General features: G+C 72.8%; 21 protein-coding genes. 11 read left to right on the top strand and 10 right to left on the bottom strand.

Annotation, left to right across the window (positions count from 1 at the left end; translation table 11 throughout):
- Positions 1–138: 138 nt before the first annotated feature.
- The 3 genes from ACIRJP_RS01070 to ACIRJP_RS01060 all read left to right on the top strand — a co-directional run bounded on the left by ACIRJP_RS01070 (position 139) and on the right by ACIRJP_RS01060 (position 4,054).
- Positions 139–630 (top strand): DUF6643 family protein, encoded by a 492-nt coding sequence (locus tag ACIRJP_RS01070; protein WP_404166861.1) that lies wholly within the window; start codon positions 139–141, stop codon positions 628–630.
- 224 nt (positions 631–854) lie between these two features.
- Entirely contained in the window at positions 855–1,463 is a 609-nt protein-coding gene (locus ACIRJP_RS01065; protein ID WP_404166859.1) for a hypothetical protein, read from the top strand.
- 152 nt (positions 1,464–1,615) lie between these two features.
- Positions 1,616–4,054, top strand: a complete 2,439-nt coding sequence (locus ACIRJP_RS01060) for a right-handed parallel beta-helix repeat-containing protein (protein ID WP_404166857.1) — start codon at positions 1,616–1,618, stop codon at positions 4,052–4,054.
- Here ACIRJP_RS01060 and ACIRJP_RS01055 read toward each other — a convergent pair.
- Positions 4,024–6,414 (bottom strand): hypothetical protein, encoded by a 2,391-nt coding sequence (locus tag ACIRJP_RS01055; RefSeq protein ID WP_404166855.1) that lies wholly within the window; start codon positions 6,412–6,414, stop codon positions 4,024–4,026. The two genes, ACIRJP_RS01060 and ACIRJP_RS01055, sit on opposite strands and share 31 nt — an antisense overlap.
- A gap of 184 nt (positions 6,415–6,598) precedes the next feature.
- Here ACIRJP_RS01055 and ACIRJP_RS01050 point away from each other — a divergent pair, with 184 nt between their 5' ends.
- The 3 genes from ACIRJP_RS01050 (at position 6,599) to ACIRJP_RS01040 (ending at position 8,566) form a co-directional block, all read left to right on the top strand.
- Positions 6,599–7,435: a DeoR/GlpR family DNA-binding transcription regulator gene (locus ACIRJP_RS01050; RefSeq protein WP_358946489.1), complete on the top strand. Its 837-nt coding sequence runs from the start codon at positions 6,599–6,601 to the stop codon at positions 7,433–7,435.
- Between the two features lie 71 nt (positions 7,436–7,506).
- On the top strand, positions 7,507–7,944 hold the full coding sequence (locus ACIRJP_RS01045; RefSeq protein ID WP_404166853.1) for an SRPBCC family protein: 438 nt from the start codon (positions 7,507–7,509) through the stop codon (positions 7,942–7,944).
- Positions 7,945–8,086: 142 nt separating this feature from the next.
- Positions 8,087–8,566, top strand: coding sequence for an SRPBCC family protein (locus ACIRJP_RS01040; protein ID WP_404166851.1), 480 nt, complete (start codon positions 8,087–8,089; stop codon positions 8,564–8,566).
- A 54-nt stretch (positions 8,567–8,620) separates the two neighbouring features.
- Here ACIRJP_RS01040 and ACIRJP_RS01035 read toward each other — a convergent pair whose 3' ends face one another.
- Positions 8,621–9,751, bottom strand: a complete 1,131-nt coding sequence (locus tag ACIRJP_RS01035; protein ID WP_404167617.1) for a PLP-dependent cysteine synthase family protein — start codon at positions 9,749–9,751, stop codon at positions 8,621–8,623.
- Positions 9,752–9,956: 205 nt separating this feature from the next.
- On the opposite strand from ACIRJP_RS01035, the gene ACIRJP_RS01030 reads away from it, so the two are divergent.
- Positions 9,957–10,274 (top strand): hypothetical protein, encoded by a 318-nt coding sequence (locus tag ACIRJP_RS01030; RefSeq protein ID WP_358946496.1) that lies wholly within the window; start codon positions 9,957–9,959, stop codon positions 10,272–10,274.
- A 186-nt stretch (positions 10,275–10,460) separates the two neighbouring features.
- Positions 10,461–10,982 carry an ATP-binding protein gene (locus ACIRJP_RS01025; RefSeq protein WP_404166849.1) on the top strand — a complete coding sequence of 174 codons (522 nt, stop codon included), beginning with the start codon at positions 10,461–10,463 and terminating at the stop codon, positions 10,980–10,982.
- Between the two features lie 84 nt (positions 10,983–11,066).
- Here the strand turns inward: ACIRJP_RS01025 and ACIRJP_RS01020 are convergent, their stop codons facing one another.
- The 4 genes from ACIRJP_RS01020 to ACIRJP_RS01005 all read right to left on the bottom strand — a co-directional run bounded on the left by ACIRJP_RS01020 (position 11,067) and on the right by ACIRJP_RS01005 (position 16,371).
- Positions 11,067–13,631 (bottom strand): FtsX-like permease family protein, encoded by a 2,565-nt coding sequence (locus tag ACIRJP_RS01020; protein WP_404166847.1) that lies wholly within the window; start codon positions 13,629–13,631, stop codon positions 11,067–11,069.
- 4 nt (positions 13,632–13,635) lie between these two features.
- On the bottom strand, positions 13,636–14,430 hold the full coding sequence (locus ACIRJP_RS01015) for an ABC transporter ATP-binding protein (RefSeq protein WP_404166845.1): 795 nt from the start codon (positions 14,428–14,430) through the stop codon (positions 13,636–13,638).
- Positions 14,427–14,717 carry an SHOCT domain-containing protein gene (locus ACIRJP_RS01010; RefSeq protein ID WP_404166843.1) on the bottom strand — a complete coding sequence of 97 codons (291 nt, stop codon included), beginning with the start codon at positions 14,715–14,717 and terminating at the stop codon, positions 14,427–14,429. Before ACIRJP_RS01010 ends, ACIRJP_RS01015 begins: the two co-directional genes overlap by 4 nt.
- 439 nt (positions 14,718–15,156) lie before the next feature.
- Positions 15,157–16,371: an ROK family protein gene (locus ACIRJP_RS01005; RefSeq protein ID WP_404166841.1), complete on the bottom strand. Its 1,215-nt coding sequence runs from the start codon at positions 16,369–16,371 to the stop codon at positions 15,157–15,159.
- Between the two features lie 108 nt (positions 16,372–16,479).
- On the opposite strand from ACIRJP_RS01005, the gene ACIRJP_RS01000 reads away from it, so the two are divergent.
- Together ACIRJP_RS01000 and ACIRJP_RS00995 are read left to right on the top strand one after the other, a co-directional pair.
- Complete coding sequence (locus ACIRJP_RS01000) at positions 16,480–17,703, top strand: MFS transporter (protein WP_404166839.1); 1,224 nt, start codon at positions 16,480–16,482, stop codon at positions 17,701–17,703.
- A 43-nt stretch (positions 17,704–17,746) separates the two neighbouring features.
- On the top strand, positions 17,747–18,544 hold the full coding sequence (locus ACIRJP_RS00995; protein ID WP_404166837.1) for a maleylpyruvate isomerase family mycothiol-dependent enzyme: 798 nt from the start codon (positions 17,747–17,749) through the stop codon (positions 18,542–18,544).
- A gap of 350 nt (positions 18,545–18,894) precedes the next feature.
- Here the strand turns inward: ACIRJP_RS00995 and ACIRJP_RS00990 are convergent, their stop codons facing one another.
- From ACIRJP_RS00990 to ACIRJP_RS00980, 3 genes are all read right to left on the bottom strand, one after another.
- The gene (locus ACIRJP_RS00990; RefSeq protein WP_404166835.1) at positions 18,895–19,560 is read right to left on the bottom strand and encodes a response regulator; all 666 of its coding nucleotides are present in this window, start codon (positions 19,558–19,560) and stop codon (positions 18,895–18,897) included.
- Positions 19,557–20,819: a sensor histidine kinase gene (locus tag ACIRJP_RS00985; RefSeq protein ID WP_404166833.1), complete on the bottom strand. Its 1,263-nt coding sequence runs from the start codon at positions 20,817–20,819 to the stop codon at positions 19,557–19,559. The genes ACIRJP_RS00990 and ACIRJP_RS00985 overlap by 4 nt, the downstream gene beginning before the upstream one ends.
- Positions 20,820–20,913: 94 nt before the next feature.
- A complete protein-coding gene (locus tag ACIRJP_RS00980) occupies positions 20,914–21,621 on the bottom strand; it encodes a TetR/AcrR family transcriptional regulator (RefSeq protein WP_404166831.1) in 708 nt (235 codons plus the stop codon).
- A 128-nt stretch (positions 21,622–21,749) separates the two neighbouring features.
- Here ACIRJP_RS00980 and ACIRJP_RS00975 point away from each other — a divergent pair, with 128 nt between their 5' ends.
- A complete protein-coding gene (locus ACIRJP_RS00975) occupies positions 21,750–22,202 on the top strand; it encodes a nitroreductase family deazaflavin-dependent oxidoreductase (protein ID WP_404166829.1) in 453 nt (150 codons plus the stop codon).
- 94 nt (positions 22,203–22,296) lie between these two features.
- Here ACIRJP_RS00975 and ACIRJP_RS00970 read toward each other — a convergent pair whose 3' ends face one another.
- A complete protein-coding gene (locus tag ACIRJP_RS00970; protein ID WP_376629097.1) occupies positions 22,297–23,511 on the bottom strand; it encodes a geranylgeranyl reductase family protein in 1,215 nt (404 codons plus the stop codon).
- Between the last annotated feature and the right edge of the window lie 135 nt (positions 23,512–23,646).

Genomic DNA, 23,646 nt, shown 5'->3' with positions numbered 1-23,646 from the left:
GGGGAGCGGAAAAGCCCCCGCTCCTAACGGAGCCTTTATCCCTGTTTTGCCAGGTCAGGCGGTCAGAACCGGCGTAAAACGGATGACCCCAAGATTAGGTCTCCCCAACCAGCACATCGTGGGCTTAACTTAGGTGTCATGACCTCCCCCCGCTCCACCTACGGCGGCGGCTACTACGCCGCACCGTCGTTCCCCGACACTCCGATCTACGACTCCCTGGTCGCGGAGCGGGGCACCCCTCAGATCGCTCCGATCCGAGTGCCTGCCGCCTACGACACCGGCAACAGCTATCTGCCGGCGCTTCCGGCGGCGTTGCCGGCTCTTCCCGCGGCACCTTCCCAGCCCGGTCCGTCGTACGGATACCAGCAGCCGGCGGCTCAGCAGGGCTACGCGCCGATGCAGCCCGCGCAGCTGCAGCACGCGCCGGCGCCGTACATCCCGCAGCAGCCGTCCGCGGCCCGCGGCGGATACCAGGCGCCCTACCCGCAGGAACAGCAGCGGCCCGCGCCGGGCACCGGTTACGAGGCGATGCGTCCGGCGTCGCCCCGCCCGGCGCCCACCCGGCCGGCCCCGGCTCCCTCGCCCTACGAGGACCCGTACAACCGCCCGTACCAGGGCCGGGGGTACTGACCCGACATCACACGCAGTCGCACGGAGTCGTCGTCGAGCCATGGGGACTCGACGACGGCTTCGGCGTTCTCGCTCCGGACGCTCCGTCAGTCCGGAGCGGGCCGACGGGAACTCCCGGGGATGGGTCGCGCGTCGGCCGGGGTGAGGTTGCTCTCTCTTCGCTCCTTCACCCCGCCAAGCGTGCCGTATCAGGCTAAGACGGATACGGAAGGGGGTGCAGGACTGTGCGAGCGGTTACGGGTGTATGGCGCTGGCGGCACAATCCCCTGCGCCGCGCCACTGACCGGCGCGAGGCATGGGTGGCTCTTGCCGCGTTGCTCCTGATGGTGCTGGCGACGCCGGCCCTGGGCTGGGTGTGCGGGTCGTACGCGGACGACGCCCTGCAGCAATCGGTCCGGCTCCAGCAGGCCGAACGTCGTGCCGCCACCGCGGTCGTGCTGCGCCGGGCACCACGTCCGCCGCGTTTCGCCACCGACCCCGAGGTGTCCTCGGAGCACGGTTCGCAGACCCCGGTGGTGGCGCGCTGGAAGGCCCCGGACGGCACCGCCCGCCGCGGCACGGTGATGACCTCGTCCCGGAGGACCGCCCCGGGCACCAGGGTGGAGATCTGGACGGATCTCGAAGGCCGCCCCGCCACACGCCCCATGGACCCCCCGACCGCCCGTACCCACGCGGTGCTGGCCGGACTCGGAGCGACGATGCTCACCGTCGGACTGATCGAGGGCGTACGGCAACTGATCGTCCGGCACATGGTGCGCGGGCGGTACACCCGGATCGACCAGGACTGGGCCAAGACCGGTCCGGATTGGGGCAGGACCGGAACCGGCAGCTGATCAGCCGGTGATCGGGGCAACTCCCGCCCGCCGCGCGCGCTACGGTGGACCGGCCCGCCCGCTTTCCGGGTGGGCGGTCCCGGGATTCGCCGCTGCCGTAAGGCCGGTGACACGGGCATCACGCACGCACGAGGTGGGGGCACAACAGCGCCATGGCACAGGGCACGGTCCAGGTGACGCACACCGGCACATCGCGGTGGCGGCGCCGCACAGGCGAATACGCCTCCCTCACCGCAGCCCTGGAGGCCGCGGCCGACGGTGATGTCCTCACCATCGCACCAGGCACCTACCGGGAGAATCTGGTCCTGCACCGCGCGGTGACCCTGCGCGGACCCGAGGGTCCCGTCGGCTCCGTCCGGATCGCCCCGCCCGACGGGGTCCCGCTGACCATCCGCGCTTCCGCCGTCGTCACGGACCTGCATGTGGAGGGCCAGGACTCGACTGCCCCCGCACTGCTCGTCGAGGACGGCGCGCCGGACATCGCGGACCTGAGGATCGTCACCCGTTCCGCCGCCGGGATCGAGGTGCGCGGTGCGGCCCGGCCGACCGTGCGCCGCTGCACGGTCGACAACCCCGCCGGGGTCGGCGTCGCCGTACTCGACGGCGCGGGCGGGGTGTTCGAGGAGTGCGAGGTCGTCTCCGCCGGGCAGTCCGGGGTCTCGGTCCGCGACGGCGCGCATCCGCGGCTGGAGCGCTGCCGGGTCCACCACGCGTCCGGCGCGGGCCTCAGCGTCACCGGCGAGGGGAGCGCCCTGGAGGGTGTCGGCTGCGAGGTGTACGAGATCAAGGGCAGCGGGATACAGGTGACCGCGCGTGCGGCCGCCCATCTCACCGACTGCACGGTGCACCGCACTTCGGCGGACGGTGTCACGCTCGACACCGACGCGGTACTGACGCTCGCCGACTGCGACATCCACGACATCCCGGAGAACGCGGTGGACCTGCGTTCCCGTTCGGTCCTCACCCTGACCCGCTCCACGGTGCGCCGCTTCGGCCGCAACGGCCTCTCGGTCTGGGATCCCGGCACCCGGGTCGACGCCAACCAGTGCGAGATCCACGACAGTACGGGCGACTACCCGGCGGTCTGGGTGAGCGACGGGGCGACGGTGATACTGGACTCCTGCCGGGTCCATGACGTGCCGGACGCCATCTTCGTGCTCGACCGGGGTTCGCGCGCCGACGTCGTCGACAGCGATCTGTCCCAGGTCCGCAACACCGCGGTGTCGGTGAGCGACGGGGCGACCGCGCAGCTGGACGACTGCCGCATCCGTGAGGCGTCCACCGGCGCCTGGTTCCGCGACCACGGCAGCGGGGGCACGCTGAACAACTGCACCATCGACACGGCGCAGACCGGAGTGATCGTCACCAAGGGCGCCGACCCGACGATCGAGCGCTGCACGGTCACCTCGCCCGCCGAGGCCGGTTTCTACGTCTCCGCCGAGGGCCGCGGCACGTTCAACAGCTGCCGGGTCACCGGCAGCGACGGCTACGGCTTCCATGTGATGGACGGCTGCCGTACGACGCTGACCCGTTGCCGGACCGAGCGGTGCGCCCGCGGGGGCTACGAGTTCGCCGAGCCCGCCGTCGCGCACGGCGACGGCCAGGGAACCGGCCCCGTGGTGGAGGACTGCACGAGCGACGAGAGCGCGCTGCGCTCCCCCGCTCCCCCACTGACCACCGTGCTGACGGCGACACAGTCGGCCCCAGGACTGCTCGGCGGCGTTCCCGGACAGCGCGCCGTCGAGCCCGTCCCGGCCGAGGTGCCCGCCACCGCGCCGGCGCGCGGGTCCGACGCGGTGCTCGGGGAACTGGACGCGCTGGTGGGCCTGGACAGCGTCAAGCGGGAGGTGCGCGCCCTCACCGACATGATCGAGGTGGGCCGGCGGCGCCAGGAGGCCGGGCTCAAGGCGGCGTCCGTCCGCCGCCATCTCGTCTTCACCGGCTCCCCCGGCACCGGGAAGACCACCGTGGCCCGGCTGTACGGCGAGATCCTCGCCTCGCTCGGGGTGCTGGAGCGGGGCCATCTGGTCGAGGTGTCCCGTGTCGATCTGGTCGGTGAGCACATCGGTTCGACCGCCATCCGGACCCAGGAGGCCTTCGACCGGGCGCGCGGCGGGGTGCTGTTCGTCGACGAGGCGTACGCCCTGTCGCCCGAGGACTCCGGCCGGGACTTCGGCCGGGAAGCGATCGACACGCTGGTGAAGCTGATGGAGGACCACCGGGACGCGGTGGTCGTCATCGTCGCCGGCTACACCCACGAGATGGAGCGGTTCCTCACCGTCAACCCCGGAGTGGCGTCCCGTTTCTCACGTACCATCACCTTCAGCGACTACGAGTCCGCCGAGCTGCTGCGCATCGTGGAGCAGCAGGCCGACGAGCACGAGTACAGCCTGGACTCCGGGACCGGGGAGGCACTGCTGAAGTACTTCGCCGAGCTGCCGAAGGGGCCGGCGTTCGGCAACGGCCGTACCGCGCGCCAGACCTTCGAGTCGATGGTGGAGCGGCATGCGGGCCGGGTCGCCCAGCTTGCCGAGCCGAGCACGGACGACCTGACCCTGCTCTACCCGGAAGACCTGCCCGAACTTCCCTGATTCCGCGCGGCCTTGGTGGTGTCCTCCCCGTCGGACTGGCGGGGCAGGACCGGGTCCAGCCGTTCCAGGAGCGCGGCCCGCTCCTGGGCGAAGACCGGGTCGGCCTGGTAGTCCGAGTGCCCCAGTACGGCTTCGGGCAGCGGATGTTCGCGGGTGCGCCCGTAGACCAGGGGGTCCTTCAGTGGCCCTCGGTCGACCTCGGGCCCGGGGCCCTCGTCGAGCCGGACCCGGCCGCCGATCGGGTCGGTGGCCCGCCACAGGTTGCGCCAGCAGTGCACGGAGCGGTGCAGGGCGTGCAGCGGCCCGGGGCCGAAGTAGGCCGGGAACCAGCGCGCGTACAGTCGCTCGATCGGCGAGCCGTAGGTGAGCAGGGCGACCCGGCTGCGGGTCTCGGCGGGCAGCTGCCAGACCGCGGACGCGGCGAGGACGCTGCCCTGGGAGTGCCCGGAGATGACGAGCCTGCCCCGGGTTAGCGCGGTCCAGGCGGACATCCGTGACGCCAGGTCGGGGACGGCCCGCTCGGCGTAGCAGGGCGGCGCGAAGGGGTGGGCGGCGCGCGGCCAGAACGTACCGACGTCCCAGAGGATGCCGATGGTGCGCCGGGCCGAGGCGTCGCGGTAGGCGCGCCGCCCCCAGGTGACGAAGAGGATGAAGCCGAGTCCGACCATCCAGGAGCCGGTGGACTGTGCGGCCTGGGCCACGGACTCGACGAACGGGCCGCTGCCCGTCATCGCGAGTCCTGGCACCTGGCCGCTCACCCAGGCCCCGAAGACCGCCGCCGCGCCGAGCAGCAGGGTGGCGGCGCAGACCGGGCCCAGGATCCAGGGCGCGGAGTCGGTGAGGGCGGCCGTGGCCTGCATGCGGGCGATCTGCCGGGTACGGGCCGGGTCCGGCCGTTCGTCCTCGTACGCCCGGTCGATCTCCGGCTCCAGGGCGCGGGCGGCGAGCCAGGTCCGTACGAGCAGCACCAGGGCGGGGACCGCCAGCAGTACCAGGAGCACGGGAATGACCGATGCCTGCCAGCTGAGCAGTACCGGCGGGCCCTTGATGACGGAGCTCCGGCCCATGCCGGGGGTGCCGGGGCCGTCGAGCCAGTCGGCGACGCGCTGGGAGACCCCGCCGCTCATGACGCCGCCGAGGGCGCAGGCGAGCATCGCGACCACGGGCCCGCCGAGTCCGTACATGACGGTGCGGGGTTCTGGGGTCCGGCGGTACAGGCTCAGTGACACCACGGCGAGTACGACGACGAGTGTCCCCTGGGCGAGGGTGATGACGCTGAAGGCGAGATCGCCGGGCAGGGCGCCGGCCGAGGTCCAGTCGGGGCGGGACCAGGCGGCGTACGCCGCGGCGAGGACCAGCAGGGTCAGGGCCGCGCCGGGCAGGTAGGTGATGAGGGCGCGGTCGAGCCGGTTGTCCAGGCGCCGTTCGCTGCGGCCGCGGCGGCAGACCACCCAGAGCACGACGAGTCCGCCCAGGACCAGTGCCGCCTCGAACAGCCGGCCGATGATGCCGGGTACGGGTCCGGTTGCGGCCCGGTCGTGGCGGGCCGCGGCGCCCGCGACCGAGGCGGCGACGGTCAGGAATCCGGCGGCGGTATGGGCGGCGCGCAGCCGGGCGACCAGCCGGCGGCCGTACCAGAATCCGGGCCGGCCGAGGGCGGGACGGACGACGGGCCCGGTGCCGGTGGTGGCCGGGGCGGGCGTGGGGTCGAGGTCGTCCGGTTCGGTTCCGGTGAGCGGGCGCTGTGATTCGTACGCGCTCCAGGTCCGGTTGGACAGGAACCAGAGCAGCGCCACCAGGGCGGTGGGCACCAGGGCGGCCAGGGCGAGCCTGCGGCCCGGCTGGGACCACCAGCCGCCCTGTGCCGTCGACAGGAAGCCGAGCCAGGACCGCTGGTTCGAGCAGTCCGGCACGCCCGCGCACTGCCAGGCCGCGAGGTCGAGCGCGACCTCGCAGGCCGCCGCGGTCAGCAGCACCGTGAGGCTGAGCGCGACGAGCCGGACGAGGACGCCGTACAGGCGCACCGTGCGGGTACGGGAGCGGGCGGTGGGGCGCATCCAGTGGGCGAGGTTGACGACCACGAACGGGAGCAGCAGCAGCCACAGGGCGCGGGAGCCATTGCCGGAGGTCAGGTTGGACCAGCAGTAGGCCTCGGGGATGGGGCGGTCGCGGTACCGCTCCGGATGCTGTTCGGCGTCCGTGTCCTCGGCCCGGCGGTAGATGGCGGCCGTCGCGTCGCCGGTGATCCGGACGGTACGCGGATCGTCGAGCATCTCCTGGGGGGTGGCGCCGCCCACGCCGTGGACCAGCAGTTCCAGCGCGGGCCCGGGGCTCTGCGGGGCCTGGGTGGCAGGTGGCACGGGAGTAACTCGCTCTCTCGGTCGTGGGGGGGTCGGTGCGCGGTCACCAGAATCGCGGAAAGGGGCCGGTGGCCGCACCGCTCTCACCGAATCTCCCCAGTGCGGCGGCCGACGACACCGCGTGGCAGGATGACCCCGTTCGAAGAGACTGCTGCACGGCCATCGGGAAGGACCGGACCCTGCGTTGAGCGACAATCAGAACCTGCTCGCGGAGCAGCGGCGTGCCCTGATCCTCGACGAGGTGCGCAGGCGCGGCGGGGTCCGGGTCAATGAGCTGACCCGCAAGCTGAATGTCTCCGACATGACGGTGCGCCGGGACCTGGACGCGTTGGCCCGCCAGGGGGTCATCGAGAAGGTGCACGGCGGGGCCGTGCCGGTGGTCGAGGCCAGTACGCACGAGCCCGGTTTCGAGGCCAAGTCGGCGCTGGAGCTGACCGCCAAGGAGGACATCGCGCGGGCGGCGGCGGCCATGGCGGTGCCCGGCAGCGCGATCGCGCTCTCCGGCGGCACGACGACCTACGCGCTCGCCCAGCAGCTGCTGGACGTACCGGATCTGACGGTGGTGACCAACTCGGTGCGGGTCGCCGATGTCTTCCACACCGCGCAGCGGTCGGGGGGCGCGGCGGGGGCCCGGCCCGGGGCCGCCACGGTGGTGCTGACCGGCGGGGTGCGGACCCCCTCGGACTCGCTGGTCGGTCCGGTCGCCGATCAGGCGATCGCCTCCCTCCACTTCGATGTGCTGTTCCTCGGCGTGCACGGGATCTCGGTGGAGGCCGGTCTCTCGACGCCGAATCTGGCGGAGGCCGAGACCAATCGCCGTTTCGTCCAGTCGGCGCGACGGGTGGTGGTGGTCGCCGACCACACCAAGTGGGGCACGGTCGGCCTGAGTTCGTTCGCTTCGCTGGACCAGGTGGACACCTTCGTGACGGACGCGGGGCTGTCGGCCGCCGCTCGTGCGGAGATCGAGGAGCATCTGCCGGGGCTGGTGGTGACCGGCCCGGTCGCGGAGGGCGGCTCCTGAGCTGCTGTCGGGCTCCGCGCGGATTCCGCTCGGCTCGCGCCGGGCGGTGTCCGGGCCCTTAGGATCGTGCTGTGGCCGTCTTCCGGATCGAGCGCTTCACCTCCTTGCCCGCCGCCGAGTCCTGGCGCCGGGTGACGGACTGGGAACGGCACGCCGCGCACGTACCGCTGACCACGATCACCGTCCCCATGGGGCTGCCGACCGGTGTCGGAACCGTGTTCGTGGCGCGTACAGGCGTGGGGCCGCTGGGGTTCGACGACCCGATGGAAGTGGTGCGGTGGACACCGCCGGCAGCCGGGCGCGCGGGGCTGTGCCGGCTGGAGAAGCGCGGTTCGCTGGTGCGGGGCAGGGCGTCGATCGATGTGTATCCGACGGATTCCGGTTCGCATGTGGTGTGGGTGGAGGAGCTGGGCGTGCGGCTGCTGCCGCGGTGGTGCGATCCGCTGATCGCCGGGGCGGGCCGCCGGGTCTTCGGCCGGGTGCTCGACAGCATGCTCGACCGTCCGTAGCGGCACCGTCCGTAGCGTGCGTCCGGGGCCGGCCCCGGACGCGCCGGGGTACGGCGGCCGCACCGACCGCGACATCTGACGTAGTGTCAGCTATGGTGTGGCGCGGCCCCGTCCGCCGCCGACCGCACGGGAGGTGCGTTCCATGCCACGCCGACTCCGATCCGTGGAGCTCGAGTTCGTCGAATCCGCTCCACTGCGGCTGGTCTTCGCCGCCGAGGTGTCCGCGGCCCCCGAGGGGGTCTACCGGGCGCTGGCCGACGATGTGCCGGGCTGGCCGGGCTGGTTCACGGCGGTGACGTCCGCCCGGCCCACCGAGGACGGCGCGGGCCGTGAGGTCCGGCTCAAGGGCGGCTTCGTGATCCAGGAGACGATCATGGCGGCGGAGCCCGGCAAGCGGTACGCCTACCGGGCCGACCGGACCAACGCCCCCGGCATGCGGGCCCTGCTGGAGGAGTGGCGGCTCACCCCGGCCGGGACCGGGACGCTGGTGCAATGGACGTTCGCCGCCGACGGTTCCGCACCGTTCCGGTTCACCCTGCGGCTGGCCCGGTCGGGGGTGGGCCGCTCCTTCCGGGACGCGGTCCGCGAGCTGGACCGGCGGCTGACCGGATCCGCGGCCTGAGACCCCGCGCAGCGCGCCCGCGCCCTGTGCCGCGCCGGTGGTCGGGGCCCGGGGTCAGGGCCAGTTGCCGTCGGCCAGGAAGGAGTCGATGGTCGCCGTGTACGGGGCGATGTCCAAGCCCTGCGCGGCGAGCCAGCTGTCGGAGTAGTACTTGTCGAGATAGCGGTCGCCCGGGTCGCAGATCAGGGTGACGATGCTGCCCGTGCTGCCCTGCTCGACCATTTCGGCGACCAGTTTGAACGCGCTCCACAGCCCGGTGCCGGTGGAGCCGCCGGCCTTGCGGCCGATGGCCTGCTCCAGGGCGCGCACCGCCGCGACACTGGCCGCGTCCGGCACCTTCATCATCCGGTCGATCGCCCCGGGCACGAAGCTCGGCTCCATCCGGGGCCTGCCGATGCCCTCGATCCGGGAGCCGCAGTCGCTGGTGGCCAGGGGATCGTGCCGGGTCCAGCCGTCGAAGAAGCAGGAGTTCTCCGGGTCGGGCACACAGATCCGGGTGTCGAACTGCATGTAGTGCACATAGCGGGCGATGGTCGCCGAGGTGCCGCCGGTGCCCGCCGTGGCGACGATCCACGTCGGCTCCGGATAGCGCTCCAGCCTCAGCTGCTGGTAGATCGACTCGGCGATGTTGTTGTTGCCGCGCCAGTCCGTGGCCCGCTCGGCGTAGGTGAACTGGTCCATGTAGTGGCCACCGGTCTCCTCGGCAAGCCTGGCGGACTCCTCGTACATCTTCCGTGAGTCGTCGACGAAATGACATCGGCCGCCGTGGAATTCGATCAGCCGGCACTTCTCGGGGCTGGTGGTGCGGGGCATCACGGCGATGAACGGCACACCGATCAGCTTGGCGAAGTACGCCTCCGAGACGGCCGTCGAACCGCTGGACGCCTCGATCACCGGCTTGCCCGGCCGGATCCAGCCGTTGCAGAGCCCGTAGAGGAAGAGCGAGCGGGCCAGCCGGTGCTTGAGGCTGCCGGTGGGATGCGTCGACTCGTCCTTGAGGTAGAGGTCGATGCCCCACGCCTCGGGCAGCGGGAAGAGCAGCAGATGGGTGTCGGCGGAGCGGTTGGCGTCGGCCTGGACCTTGCGCACCGCATCCTTCAGCCAGGCGCGGTACCCGGGGTCGGAGCGGTCGGTGTCGATCGTCGCAGCGGCCCGGCCCTCGCCGCCGTGCTTCTCGGTGCCCATCATCGCGTTCCTCCTCGTGTCACCATCACTCCACCGACAACCGTATTCCCCCTACCTGCACAAACGTTCACTTTGATGGCCCATAGCCCTGCCTTGGCGTCGAGCGGCCCGAAGCCTCGGCACCGGACCGGCACGCGGCCTGGCGTGCCGGTCCAGGTTTGTGCAGACTTCCCATCAGAAGTGTCACGAAGGGGGCGAAGCAGTCATGCCGGAAACGGAGTTCAGTGCGACGGGGGTACGGATCGAGCGGTGGGCCCGCTCGCTCACGAGGGCCGGGCAGGTGATCGTCAAGGACGGCAGACTGGCCCTGCTCACCAGCAACGGACGGGAGATCGACAGCGCCCCGGTGGTGACGGTGAGCGCGGGCAGGCCATGGTTCGCCGGAGCCGGTGCGGCCGTGGCCCGGCTCAACGGGACGCGGTACCGGCTGACGATGGGGCAGCGCAACCGCGGTCCGGACCGGGGCGGGCCGGCCCACCGGTTCCTCGAAACGCTGCGCAGCGCGGGCGGACGGATGACCTGATACCGGTGGCCGCGCCGGGACATCGCGAGTTGCGGAGCCGTGACCCCTGGGTGACATTGGACACGTCACTCATGGTTCACCGGCGGTGACACCGTGATCCGCACCGCCGGGCCCGGATCAGCGGCCGGCCGGTCGCGGGATCCGTTCCTCCGTCTTCTTCCGGACCTATTTCGGGGAGTCGCAGCCGTGATCAGCGAGCCAAGCAGGCACTGCACGGTGGAGCTCCAGGCCCTGCCGTCGCGGATCGGTCAGGTCCGCAGAATCATCTCGGCGCAGTTGCGCTACTGGCATCTCGATCCTCTGATCGACCAGGCCGCGCTCTGCGTCACCGAACTGCTGACCAATGTCCACCGGCATGCCCAGCCGGACAAATCGTGCACCGTCGAAGTCGAGTTGCTGCTCGAACGGCTGACGGTGTCCGTCCACGACCACGACCCACGGCTGCCGACCGTGCGTGAGCCCAGCGCGTCCAGTACCTCGGGGCGCGGGCTCGCACTGATCGCCGCGGTCAGCGAGAGCTGGGGGGTCCGTCCGAGGGGCGGGGCCGGAAAGGTCGTCTGGTTCACTCTTCCGGCGCCTCCCCGGAGCGCCGTGCTCGCCCCGCATTCGGTGTACGGGGCCACCACCGACGGGCCGTTCGAGCTGGACTCCGTCATATACCTGGAGAGCGGCACGCCTTCCGTCGCACGGTCGTCGGTGTTCGGGTGACGTGCCGGGTCCGGGCGGGGAAGACCGTGACGTGACGAGGAGGGGCGAGGCGCCGGACCGCGCCTCGCCCCTCCTCGCTGCGCGCTACTGGGCGGCGATCGCTCGGAGCACGTTCAGCCGTGCGGCCCGGTGGGCCGGGCGCAGGCCCGCCAGCGCTCCGGCGGCGACCCCCACGAGGGCGACCACCAGGAGCCGCAGCGGCGGCAGGTCGAACGCGACGGCGGTGTCGCCCGCCGACGCCTCGACCAGCACCCAGCCGAGGAAGCCGCCGAGCAGCAGTCCGCCCGCCGTGCCGAACGCGGCCACCAGTACGGACTCCCAGCGGACCATCGAGCGCAGCTGGTTCCGGGTCTGGCCCACGGCTCGCAACAGGCCCAGCTCCCTGGTGCGTTCGTGCAGGGCCAGGGTGAGCGTGTTGGCGATGCCCAGCAGGGCTATCAGTACGGCGAGTGCCAGCAGGGCGTAGACCAGGGTGAGCATCATGTCGATGGCGCCGGCCGAGGACCGCGCGTACTCGTCGCGGGTCTGTACCTCCGGGTTGCCGTACGCCGCCGCGGTCTTCGCGACCGCCGCCTTGCCGTCGGCGGTGGACACGCCGGGTGCGAAGGAGACGGCGATCAGCGAGTCGGAGTCCTGTGCGCGGTGCGGGGCCCAGGCCTGGCGGGTGATGACGTAGTCGCCCGCCAGTTCCGAGTGGTCGTAGACGGCGCGGACGGTGAAGTCGTGCCGTGTGCCGTCGGTGAAGCCGAGCCGGACCGAGGATCCGGCGCGGAGGTCGCGTTTCGCGGCCTCGGTGCCGGAGACGGCGATCCCGTCCGTGCCCAGCCCCGTGAGCGAGCCGTCGATCCGGCCGAGGTCGAAGACCCTGCCGAGGGCGGCCGGGTCGGTGACGGTCAGGGCGCGTCCCGCGCCGTCGACCTCCGCGACCCCCTTGCCGAGGCCGACGGCGGTCGCGACCTGCGGCAGCCGGTCGACGGCCGGGGCGAGCCCGGGGCTGAGGCCGCTGCCGCCCGCGCCGAAGGCGGGCGCGCTGATGGCTACATCTCCCGCGAAGGAGCGGTCGACGGTCCGGTTCATCGTCGCCTTCAGCGATGCGCCGAAGACGGTGAAGAGGGAGACCACGGCGACGCCGATCATCAGCGCGGTCGCGGTGGAGGCGGTCCGCCCGGGGCTGCGCAGGGCGTTGCGCCGGGCGAGTCCGCCGGTGACGCCGCGCAGTCGGCCGAGCGGGACGCCCAGGACCCGTACCGCGTACGTGGCGGCGACCGGGCCGAGGACCACGAACGCGGCGAGCGCCGCCACCGCACCGGCCGCCGACAGCTGGACCGACGAGGTGGCCAGGGTGCCGGTCAGGATGGCGCCGACGGCGGCCACCAGCAGCACGAGTCCGGTCAGGGCCCTGGTCCGGGACGCCCCGGAGTCGTCGACGGCGCTCTCCCGCAGGGCGGCGAGGGGCGCGGTGCGGCCGGCCCGGACGGCGGGCAGCAGGGCCGAGCCGACGCAGACCAGGATGCCCACGGCGAGCGGCAGCAGCAGGGAGACGGCGCCGATCACCAGCGCGCCGTCGGGAAACGGGAAGCCGACGGCGGGGAAGAGGGCCCGCAGTCCGGCGGCGATGCCGATGCCACCGGCCAGGCCCGTGGCGGAGGCGGTCACGGCGACCGCGGTCGCCTCGACGAGGGTCGCGGTGACGACCTGGCGGCGTGCCGCGCCGAGCGCGCGCAGCAGCGCGTTCTCCCGGGTCCGCTGGGCGACGACGATGGCGAAGGTGTTGTGGATGGAGAAGGTGGCGACGAGCAGCACGATCCCGGAGAACACCAGGAGCAGCGTGGTGAACAGGCCGAGGAAGGCACCGGAGATCACGTCCCGGTTCTCGGCCGCCGCTGCCTGTCCGGTGACGGCCTCGACGCTGCCTGGCAGCACGGGCCGCAGTGCGTCGACCAGTTCCTGCTGGCTGGTTCCGGGTCCGGCGCGGACCAGGATCGCCGATGCCTCGCCGGGCTTCGGCGTCAGGTACTTCTCGGCATCCGCCCGGGTCATGGCCGTGTAGGTGACCTGCCCCATGCCGTCCTGGCCGCCGAAGGTGGCCAGTCCGACGATCCTCACGTGTACGGGGTCGGGGGTGCGCAGCACGGTCGTGTCGCCGATCCTGAGCCCTCCCCGGTCGGCGGTGCCGCGGTTGACGACGACCTCGCCGGGGGCGGCGGGGGCGCGTCCGGCGGCGAGCCGGTACGGGTTGAGTTCCGGGTCGTCGATCCAGTTGCCCGCGAGGGTGGGCGGGCCCTGGCCGCCGATCGGCTTGCCGTCGGCGCCGACGAGCTGGCCGGCGCCCTGGATGTCGGGGGCGGCCGCGACGACGCCGGGAGCCCGTTCGATCCGCTTCACCAGTGCGGTGCTCACCGGCTGCCGTGTGCCCCGGCCCTCACCGGCGACGGTGACCACGTCGGCGCCGCGCACGACGGCGTCGGTGCCGGCGTTGGCGTCGGCGAACATGGTGTCGAAGTTGGCGCGCAGCGTGTCGCCCATGACGAGCGTCCCGGTGAGGAACGCGACGCCGAGCAGGACGGCGACGAACGTACCGGCGAAACGGCGCTTGTGGGCGCGGAGCGAGGAGATGCTCAGGCGTACCGAGGCCCGGGTACTGTTCATGCCGTCACCGCCTGCGTGAGGGGTGGGGGGCGAAGGACTTGAAGCGGTCGAGCACGCGCTCCGCCGTGGGGTCGGGCATCCGGTCGACGAGTCGGCCGTCGGCGAGGAAGACGACTTCGTCGGCGTGGGCGGCGGCGACCGGGTCGTGGGTGACCATCACGACCGTACGGGCGGTCTGCCGGACGGTGCTGCCGAGCAGCCGGAGCACTTCCTGACCGGACCGGGAGTCGAGGTTGCCGGTCGGTTCGTCGGCGAAGACGACGTCCGGGCTGCCCGCGAAGGCCCGCGCCACCGCCACCCGCTGCTGCTGTCCGCCGGACAGCTCGCCGGGCCGGTGGTGCAGCCGGTCCCGGAGCCCGACGGTGTCGATGAGGGTGTCGAGCCACTCGGGGTCGGGCCGCTCCCCCGCGAGGTCCGGGGGGAGCGTGATGTTCTCGGCGACGGTGAGCGTCGGCAGCAGGTTGAAGGACTGGAAGACGAAGCCGATCCGGCTCCGGCGGAGCAGGGTCAGCCTGCGGTCGTCGAGCGTGCTGATGTCGGTGTCCCCGATGAAGGCGGAGCCCGAAGTGAGCGTGTCGAGCCCGGCGGCGCAGTGCATCAGGGTGGATTTGCCGGATCCGGAGGGCCCCATGATCGCTGTGAAGCGCCCGGCCGGGAAGTCGACGCTCACCCCGTCCAGTGCCCTGACCCGGGTGTCGCCCGCGCCGTAGAGCTTCACCGCGTCGACGACCCGGGCGGCGGGAGCGGGCGCGGAGGCGGGGCTGGGGGTGGGTTCGGAGGTGGGGACGGTGGTGGTCATGCCACGCCTCCCCTGCTGCCGCGGCCGAACTGTTCGTCCAGGACGGAGAGCCGGCGCCAGTACTCGTCCTCGTCGATCTCGCCGGCCGCGAAACGCGTGCCGAGCAGGGTGATCGGCGACGGTTCGGCGGGGGCTTCCCGGGTGGTACGGGCCTGCCAGGGTCCTCGTCGGTCGCGCCATGCGGTACGGCGCAGCAGGGTGAAGCCGCCGATGACGACGGCCGCCCAGAAGAGCGGGAAGAGGAGGATCCAGGGCCCGGGTCCACCGCTGTACGCCAGGGTGTTCATCTCGGTCGGCTCCCTCGGTTCAGGGGTTCGTGGTCAGGTTTTCCTGACGCTTCCGAGCCTCGCCGGAAGAGGCGTCCGAGTCGTCGTACGGCCAGCGGCCGTGCGCGTACCCCCTCGGGAGTACGTGGCGCCGCCACGGCTGCTCCCGACGGTGACCGGGACCGCTGGACGAGTTGTGCGCACCACTCGACGAGACGGTCCTCCGGCTGCGGTGGCAGGCACCGTGCGCGCGGCCCCGGGCGACGTGCCGGCCGCCGAACCGGGCACCCGCGACACACCCGGCCGGCTCATCCCGCGCGGCCCACCGCTTCCAGGAAAGGAGCTGGGCCTCAGGAGAGGGCGTTGGACGCGATCACGGCGGCCGGCCCGGCGCGGTTGCTCGCCTGGCGGGCGCCCGCGGACGCGGCCGGCGGCCGAGCCCCGTACCCGCCCGGCCCCGTCAGGCCAGCGCGGCCAGCGGGTCGTCCAGCACCGGCTGCCAGGCCAGTTCGGCCGCGCCCACCAGGCTGTTGTGGTTGAGCGTGCACGGCAGGATGGGGACGCTGCCGCTGCGTCCCCACAGGCTGCGGTCGGCGACCACCGCACGCAGCCGCTCCGGGTCCGCGTCGAGCAGCGCGCGGTGGAGTCCGCCGAGGATGATGCGGTCCGGATTGAGAATGTTGACCAGGCCGGCCAGCCCGAGGCCGAGCCGGTCGATCAGCTCCTCGGCCGCGCCCCGTACCGCGGCGTCCTCGTACTCCGTGCGCAGCAGGTCGTCGGCCTGCTTGAGCAGCGACTCCTCCGGGCCGGGTTCGCGGCGGGCGGCGACGAGGAAGGCCAGGGGGTCGGTCTCGACATCCAGGCAGCCGCGCCCGCCGCAGTGGCAGGGGCGCCCCTCGGGGTTGACCGTGAGATGGCCCACCTCCAGCGCGAGTCCCGAACTCCCGGTGTGCAGGCGGCCGTCGAGGACGAGCGCGCCGCCCACTCCCCGGTGGCCGGTGGCCACGCAGAGCAGGTGCTGGGCGCCGCGGCCGGCGCCGTGCCGGTGTTCGGCGAGCGCGGCGAGGTTGACGTCGTTCCCGGTGAACGCCGGTCCGGGGATGCCCGCTTCGCGTACGCATGCGGCGAAGATCTCGCTCACCGGGGCGCCGGCCTGCCAGGCGATGTGCAGCGGGTTGAGCGCGGTGCCCTCCGGTTCGGCGACCGCCGACGGCACCGCGAGCCCCGCACCGACGCAGCGCAGTCCGCTGTCCCGCAGCAACCGGGCACAGTCGTCGACCACTTCGCCGATGACCTGGGCCGGGTCCGCGGTGACGGTGACACGGCCGGGAGCGGTGGCCACCAGCCGCCCGCCGAGGCCGACGAGCGCGGCGCGGAATCCGTCGGCGTGCACCTGGGCGGCGATGGCGACGGGGCCGGACTCCCGTACGGACAGCCGGTGCGAGGGGCGGCCCTGCGATCCGGCGGCGGAGCCGGGCCGGGAGTCGACCCGGATCAGGCCGAGCGCCTCCAGTTCCGCGGCGACCGCACCGGCTGTCGCCCGGGTGACCCCGAGCTCGGAGGTGAGGACGGAGCGGGTGGGCGCACGTCCGGTGTGGACCAGTTCCAGCGCGGGTCCGAGCGCGCTGCGGCCCCTCTCCAACTTTGTCCGGGTGGTGGACACCTTGCCGTTCATGGGGGCGAGTCTCCCACGGTCCTGGGGTACGGCCGACGCCCCGGTGGCCCGGCTGCGCTCCTGCCGACCGTCTTGCGTCCATTGTCGCGGCGCCTCTATGCTTAGTTTGTGCCGCAACTAAACAAACTGCGGACGGCCCTACCGGGGGGACCGGGCGGAGACACCGCCGCACCCCCGTCGGCCCGCCTCCGTACCGCCCTGACCGTGTTCTTCGCCCTCGACGGCTTCCTCTTCGCCGGCTGGGTGGTCCGTATCCCGGCCATCAAGCACCAGACCGGTGCCTCCGCCGCCACCCTGGGCCTCGCGCTGCTCGGGGTCTCCGCCGGGGCCGTGGTGACCATGGTGTTCACCGGCCGGCTGTGCCGGCGCTTCGGCAGCCATCCGGTGACCGTGGCCTGCGGCGTCCTGCTCTCCCTCGCCATCGCCCTTCCCGCGCAGACACGTTCGGCCCCGGCGCTCGGCATGGTCCTGCTGGTCTTCGGTGCCGCGTACGGCGGGATGAACGTGGCGATGAACAGCGCCGCGGTCGATCTGGTCGCCGCTCTGAGGCGCCCCGTGATGCCCGGCTTCCATGCCGCCTTCAGCCTCGGCGGAATGGTCGGCGCCGGGCTCGGCGGGCTGGTCGCGGGCGGCCTCTCCCCGGCCATCCATCTCCTCGCCCTCACCGGGGCCGGGCTCCTGGTCACCGCGGTGGCCGGGCCGGTGCTGCTGCGACACCCGGCGCCCCGGCCCGCGGTCCCGGCACCGGGCGCCGAAGCGCCCCGGCGGCTGAGCGGGCGGGCACGCCGACTGGTGCTCCTGTTCGGCCTGATCGCGCTCTGCACCGCCTACGGCGAAGGCGCCCTGGCCGACTGGGGCGCACTCCATCTGGAGCAGGACCTGCACGCCCACCCCGGCGTCGCTGCCGCCGGCTACTCCTTGTTCGCGCTGGCCATGACGGCGGGCCGGCTCAGCGGCACGGCCCTGCTCGAACGGCTCGGCCAGACCCGCACCCTCGTCCTGGGCGGTGCGACGGCCGCCGTCGGGATGCTGCTCGGTTCGCTCGCCCCCAGCGTGTGGGCGGCCCTTCTGGGCTTCGCTGTCACCGGGCTCGGTCTGGCCAACATCTTCCCGGTCGCGGTCGGCCGGGCCGGTGAGCTGGCCGGGGCCGGCGGGGTGGCCGCCGCGTCGACGCTCGGCTACGGCGGGATGCTGCTCGGGCCGCCGGCGATCGGCTTCCTGACCGACTGGTCCTCGCTCCCGGTGGCCCTCACCACGGTGGCGCTGCTGGCCACCGCGGCCGCGGCGCTGGCGTACGGGGCACGCAACGCGACCCATGCGCCGGCGGACTGATCCGGCGGGGACAGGAGCCCGGACCGCTGGCACAAGCGGGGCCATGGAGATCGCGGACCACATCAAGTCCCTGGCCGTCGCAGGACAGTTGCTGGCGACCGCCGCGCAGGAGGCGGGGACCGGCGCTCCGGTGCCGACCTGTCCTCAGTGGCGGGTGCACAATCTGCTGCGGCACACCGGGATGGTGCACCGCTGGGCGACCGCGTTCGTCGCCGAGGGTCACACCTCGTACCACCCCGACGGTGGGGAACCCGATCTGGACGGGCCCGAACTGATCGACTGGTTCCGCGAGGGCCACGGCCTCCTGGTGGACGCCCTGTGCACCGCGCCGGCCGGGCTGGAGTGCTGGAGCTTCCTGCCCGCGCCGTCGCCCCTGGCCTTCTGGGCCCGGCGCCAGGCGCACGAGACCACGATCCACCGGGTGGACGCGGAGTCGGCCCTTTGCGGGCGGCCGTCGCCGGTCCCGGCCGCTCTCGCGGCGGACGGGATCGACGAGTTGCTGCTCGGGTTCCACGCCCGCCCGAAGAGCCTGGTCCGCACCTCGGCGCCGCGCACCCTACGGATGCGCGCCACGGACACCGACGCCTGCTGGACCGTACGCCCCTCTCAGGAGCCGCCACGGGCCGTACGAACGGACGGAGCCCCCGAGGAGGGACCCGAAGAAGGGCTCGTGGACTGCGAGTTGACTGCTTCGGCCGAGGAGCTCTACCTGACGCTCTGGAACCGGCTGCCGCTCTCCGCGGTCACCGTGACGGGCGACCCGGAGCCCGCACTGATCTGGCGCGAGAATTCCGCGGTCAACTGGTCCGGACCGCCGAGGACGCCGGCGACCGGGGCGTAGCGGCGGCCGAGAACCCGCCCGGCGCGGCGGCCAACTTCGACCCTCCAGTGGATCGTCAGCGGCTACATCCTCGGCTACGGCGGCCTGCTGCTCCTCGGTGGCCGGGCGGCCGATCTGCTGGGCAGGCGCCAGGTCTTCCTCGTCGCGCTCGGCGTCTTCGCCCCACCGTGCTGGTCGCGTCGTCGCAGACGGACCGTGCGGCCGGGGCCGGGACGACGGCCCCCGCGCAGAAGGTGTCCGTGCGGGACTGACCACCGGGCGAGGGGGACGGTGCGGTGTCCGGCCGGGGCGGTTGCCCGTCGGCCGGGCACCGCGCCGGTGTGCTGCCGCGAGCGCCGTCCGCGCCCGGCTCAACCGAGCCAGCCCGGCCGCACGAGCCCCGACTCGTAGGCGAGCACGACGAGCTGGGCCCGGTCGCGGGCGCCCAGCTTCACCATGGTGCGGCTGACGTGGGTCTTGGCGGTGAGGGGGCTGACGACGAGGCGCCGGGCGATCTCCTCGTTGGAGAGCCCTATGCCGACGAGCGCCATCACCTCCCGCTCCCGTTCGGTGAGTTCGCCCAGTCGGGCCGATACCGCGGGCTCCTTGGAACGGGCCGCGAACTCGGCGATCAGGCGCCGGGTGACTCCCGGCGAGAGCAGCGCGTCGCCGCCCACCACCGCCCGTACGGCGCGCAGCAGTTCGTCCGGTTCGGTGTCCTTGACGAGGAAGCCGGAGGCCCCGGACCGGATCGCCTCGAAGACGTACTCGTCGAGCTCGAAGGGGGTGAGCATGACCACCCGGACGTCGTCCAGCCGAGCGTCCCCGGTGATGGCGCGGGTCGCGGCGAGGCCGTCCAGATGCGGCATCCGGATGTCCATCAGAACGATGTCGGGCCGCAGTTCGCCCACCAGGCGCACGGCTTCAGCGCCGTCGGCGGCCTCCCCGGCCACCTCGATGTCGGGCTGGGCGTCGAGCAGGGCCCGGAAGCCCGCCCGGACCAGCGACTGGTCGTCGGCGAGCAGTACGCGGATCACGGTGTCTCCTCCTCGTGTGCCGCTGTGCCGGACGCACCGGACGGCAGCGGAAGCTCGGCGCTCACCCGGAAGCCGCCGTCGGCCCGGGGGCCCGCCTCGATCGTGCCACCGAGCGCGGCGGCCCGCTCCCGCATTCCCGCCAGCCCGTTGCCGCTGCCTCCGGCGTCGCCGCCGGTGGCGGGTCCTTCGTCGTCGACACGGAGCCGGATACGGCCGGGCCCATAGCCGATCCGGACCCGTGCGGTACGCGATCCGGAGTGCCGGACCACATTGGTCAGCGCCTCCTGCACGATACGGAAGGCGGCGAGGTCCGCGCCGGGCGGCACGGCCGGCCGTTCGCCCTCGGTCTCGACGGTGACGGTCAGTCCGGTGCTCGCCGCCTGCTCGACGAGTTCGGGGAGCCGGTCGAGTCCCGGGGCCGGGGCCCTGGGGGCGTCTCCGGGGGCGCGCAGGGTGTCGAGTACCTGACGCACCTCGCCCAGCGCCTCCTTGCTGGCGGCCTTGATGGTGGTCAGCGCCGCACGCGCCTGCTCCGGATCGGAGTCCAGCAGCGCGAGTCCCACGCTCGACTGGACGTTGATGACGGAGATGCTGTGGGCCAGGACGTCATGGAGTTCGCGCGCCATCCGCAGCCGTTCCTCATCGGCCCGGCGCTGCTCCGCCGCCTCCCGTTCCGCCTGCCGGTCCGCCCACTGCTCACGGCGTACGCGTACGAATTCGGCGGCGGCGATGATGGCCACCACCCAGGCGGCGATGCCCAGTTCCTGTCCCCAGGCGGCGGGATGGTCGTCCGACGGCGGCAGCCACCGGTAGAGCCAGTGCGCCACCAGGACGTGTCCCAGCCACACCATGCCGACGGCCGACCAGGCGGCCCGCCGGTGCCCCGAGACGACGGCGCTGAAGCAGCCCACGGCGACGGCCAGGAAGACCGGCCCGTACGGATAGCCGGCTGCCAGATAGATCATCGCCGCGGCCGAGCTGCCGAAGACGGCCACCACGGGGTGGCGGTGGCGCACCAGGAGCACGGCCACGGCCAGGAAGAGCAGCAGCCGCGCGAAGAGGTCCAGCGGGGCCCGCTCGTCCATCTGTCCCCGGGCCGCGATGGTCGAGCCGATCATGACGACTGCACCGATCAGGATCGTCGACGGCCAGGCCAGCCGAGTGGTGGGCCACCCCGGCGCCCCGGTCAGCCACCGCAGCGGCTCGCCGTGCGCCCAGGGGGGACCACCGCCTCTTCCGTGTGAGCGCTGCTCTTCCATGCCGGCCACGCTAGACCGCGGGCCGCGCCCGGGGCGTCAGCCGGGCGTGGTGCTCACCCGTACTCCCCGGGGAGTACGTCGTACGGGAGATCCCTCAGCCGTTCCCGCCGGCGGGCAGCCCGACCGAGCGGGCCATCTCGGTGACCGCTTCCCGGAAGAAGACGTCCCGGGCCTCCACCACCCGGTTGAACTGGCCGAAGATCTCGAAGGAGATCAGCCCGAACAGCTGCGCCCAGGCGGCGATCAGCGGGGTGGCGGCCTCCGGGGGAAGGTCCGGGGCGAACTCTCTGACCATCCGCGCGGCCTCGTCGCGCAGATCGTCGGCGAGCGGCGGCAGGGCCAGGCCGTCCGCGCGGTGGGCGTCGGCGACCACGGCGATCAGGACGAGGCCGACGCGGGAGGCGGGGCCGATCGTCGCCTGCGGTGCGGTGTAGCCGGGCACGGGCGAGCCGTAGATCAGGGCGTATTCGTGGGGGTGGGCGAGGGCCCAGTGGCGCACGGCCCGGGCGACCGCGATCCAGCGGGCGAGGTGGGTGGCGGCCTCGGCACCGGCGGCCCGGTGGGCGGCCTCGGCGGCCGCGCCGACGGAGTCGTAGGCGTCGACGATCAGAGCGGTGAGCAGCTCGTCCCGGCTGGGGAAGTAGCGGTAGAGGGCGGAGGACGCCATGCCGAGCTCCCGTGCGACGGCGCGCAGCGACAGCTTCGCGGCACCCTCGGCCGCGAGCTGTTTCCTCGCCTCGTCCTTGATGGCGGCGGTGACCTCGATACGGGCCCGTTCCCTGGCTCCTCGGACAGTGCTCATGAACAGCAGTCTGCCACGGAAGCAGAGCACCGACCAACAACGAGAGCACTGCTCTTGCTTTTGAGCACCCATCCCGTGCACACTGATCTCAAGCGAGAGCACCGCTCTCAAAACCTTGGGGAGTCACCATGTCTCAGCCGTACTACCTCCGCGGCAGCGCCCTCAACGTCCGGACGAACGGCATCGTCGGCTGGCTCGCCCGCCACGGCGTCAGCATGTTCGGGTCGGCCGAGATGTCGGTGCGCGGCCGCAAGAGCGGGCAGCTGCAACGCATACCCGTGAACCCCCACACCCATGAGGGCGCGCAGTACCTCGTCTCCGCCCGGGGACACTCCCAGTGGGTGCGCAACATGCGGGCCGCGGGCGGCGGCGAGCTGCGCGTGGGCCGGAAGGTCCGGGCCTTCACCGCCGTGGAGATCCCGGACGACGAGCAGAAGTCGCTGGTCATCCGCACCTACCTGGAACGGTGGGGCTGGGAGGTCAACGACTACTTCCAGGGCATCACCGCGAAGTCCTCGGACGCCGAACTGCTGGCGGCCTGCCCGGACCACCCCGTCTTCCGGATCGCCGTGGAGCGCTGACCGTGCATCCGGCGCCGCCCGGCGTACGAAGGGAGTTCGCGGATCAGGCCGGAGGCCGGCCGACCCCGACCCGGCCTGATCCGGACGAAAGGCCCTAACGGTCCATCGCGTTCAGCGCCCGCTGCGCCAGCGGATGCGTACGGACCAGCTCACCGAGCGAGGTCGTGCCACGGGTGATGCCCGCGAACGCGTTCCAGGCCGGGCGGAATCCCGTCAGCACCGCGTGCAGCACCCCGGGACGGCGCTCGAACAGCTTCAGCATGCGCCGCCCGACACCCATCTCGACGCCGAGCCCCGCCTTGATGGCGAACGCGTAGTTCAGCGCCTGGCGCCGGGCGTCCACCGCGTCGTGCGACTCCGCGATCCGGACCGCCCACTCGCCGGCCAGCCGCCCCGACCTCAGCGCGAAGGAGATCCCCTCGCGGGTCCACGGCTCCAGCAGCCCCGCCGCGTCGCCGCACACCAGCACCCGCCCGCGTGACAGCGGCGAGTCGTCGCTGCGGCAGCGCGTCAGATGACCGGAGGAGATCTTCGGCTCGAAGCCGGCCAGGCCGAGCCGTGCGATGAAGTCCTCCAGGTACCGCTTGGTTCCCGCCCCGTCGCCCCGCGCCGAGATCACACCGACCGTCAGGACGTCGCCCTTGGGGAAGACCCAGCCGTAACTGCCGGGCATGGGGCCCCAGTCGATGAGCACCCGCCCCGCCCAGTCCTCCGCGACCGTGGCCGGAACCGGGATCTCCGCCTCCAGGCCGAGGTCCACCTGGTCGAGCTTCACCCCGACATGAGCCCCTATCCGCCCCGCGCTGCCGTCGGCACCGACGACCGCGCGGGCCAGGACCGTCTCGCCGCCGGACAGCACCACGGCGACCGTGCGCCGGTCGGGCACCGAGGCGCCGTGCTGCTCGACCCGCGTCACTGTGGCGCCGGTGCGCAGCTCGGCGCCCGCCTTCTGCGCCTCCTCGACCAGACCCGCGTCGAACTCCGGGCGGTTGATGAGCCCGAAGAGCATCCGCTTGGAGCGGCGGGTCCGCGCCAGCCTGCCGTTGAGCGAGAACGTGACCGCGTGGATCCGGTCCCGCAGCGGCAGTTCGAACCCGGGCGGCAGCGAATCACGCGAAAACCCGATGATGCCGCCGCCACATGTCTTGTACCGGGGAAGCTCCGCCTTCTCCAGGAGCAGCACCCGCCGGCCGGCGACCGCCGCCGCGTATGCCGCGGATGCTCCGGCCGGTCCACCACCGACTACGACTACATCCCACACGGACGAGTCTTCGTGCTCCTGTACGGCGTCTGCGTTCTCGCTGCTCACGATGTGCTTCTGCTCCCGATCCCACCAGTGGCCCATGCTGCTCACGGCATCCTACGGCGCGTTGCCCCCGGCCCCCGCTGTGGGAGGATCGACCGTACGTTCGTCCCGCATGCGACGCCGCGCACTCGGTGCACA

It is taken from the genome of Streptomyces sp. NPDC102437, assembly GCF_044765565.1.
Classification (GTDB): Bacteria; Actinomycetota; Actinomycetes; order Streptomycetales; family Streptomycetaceae; genus Streptomyces.
Note: the sequence above shows the minus strand (reverse complement) of the source record. Positions and strands in the feature narration are given on the sequence as shown.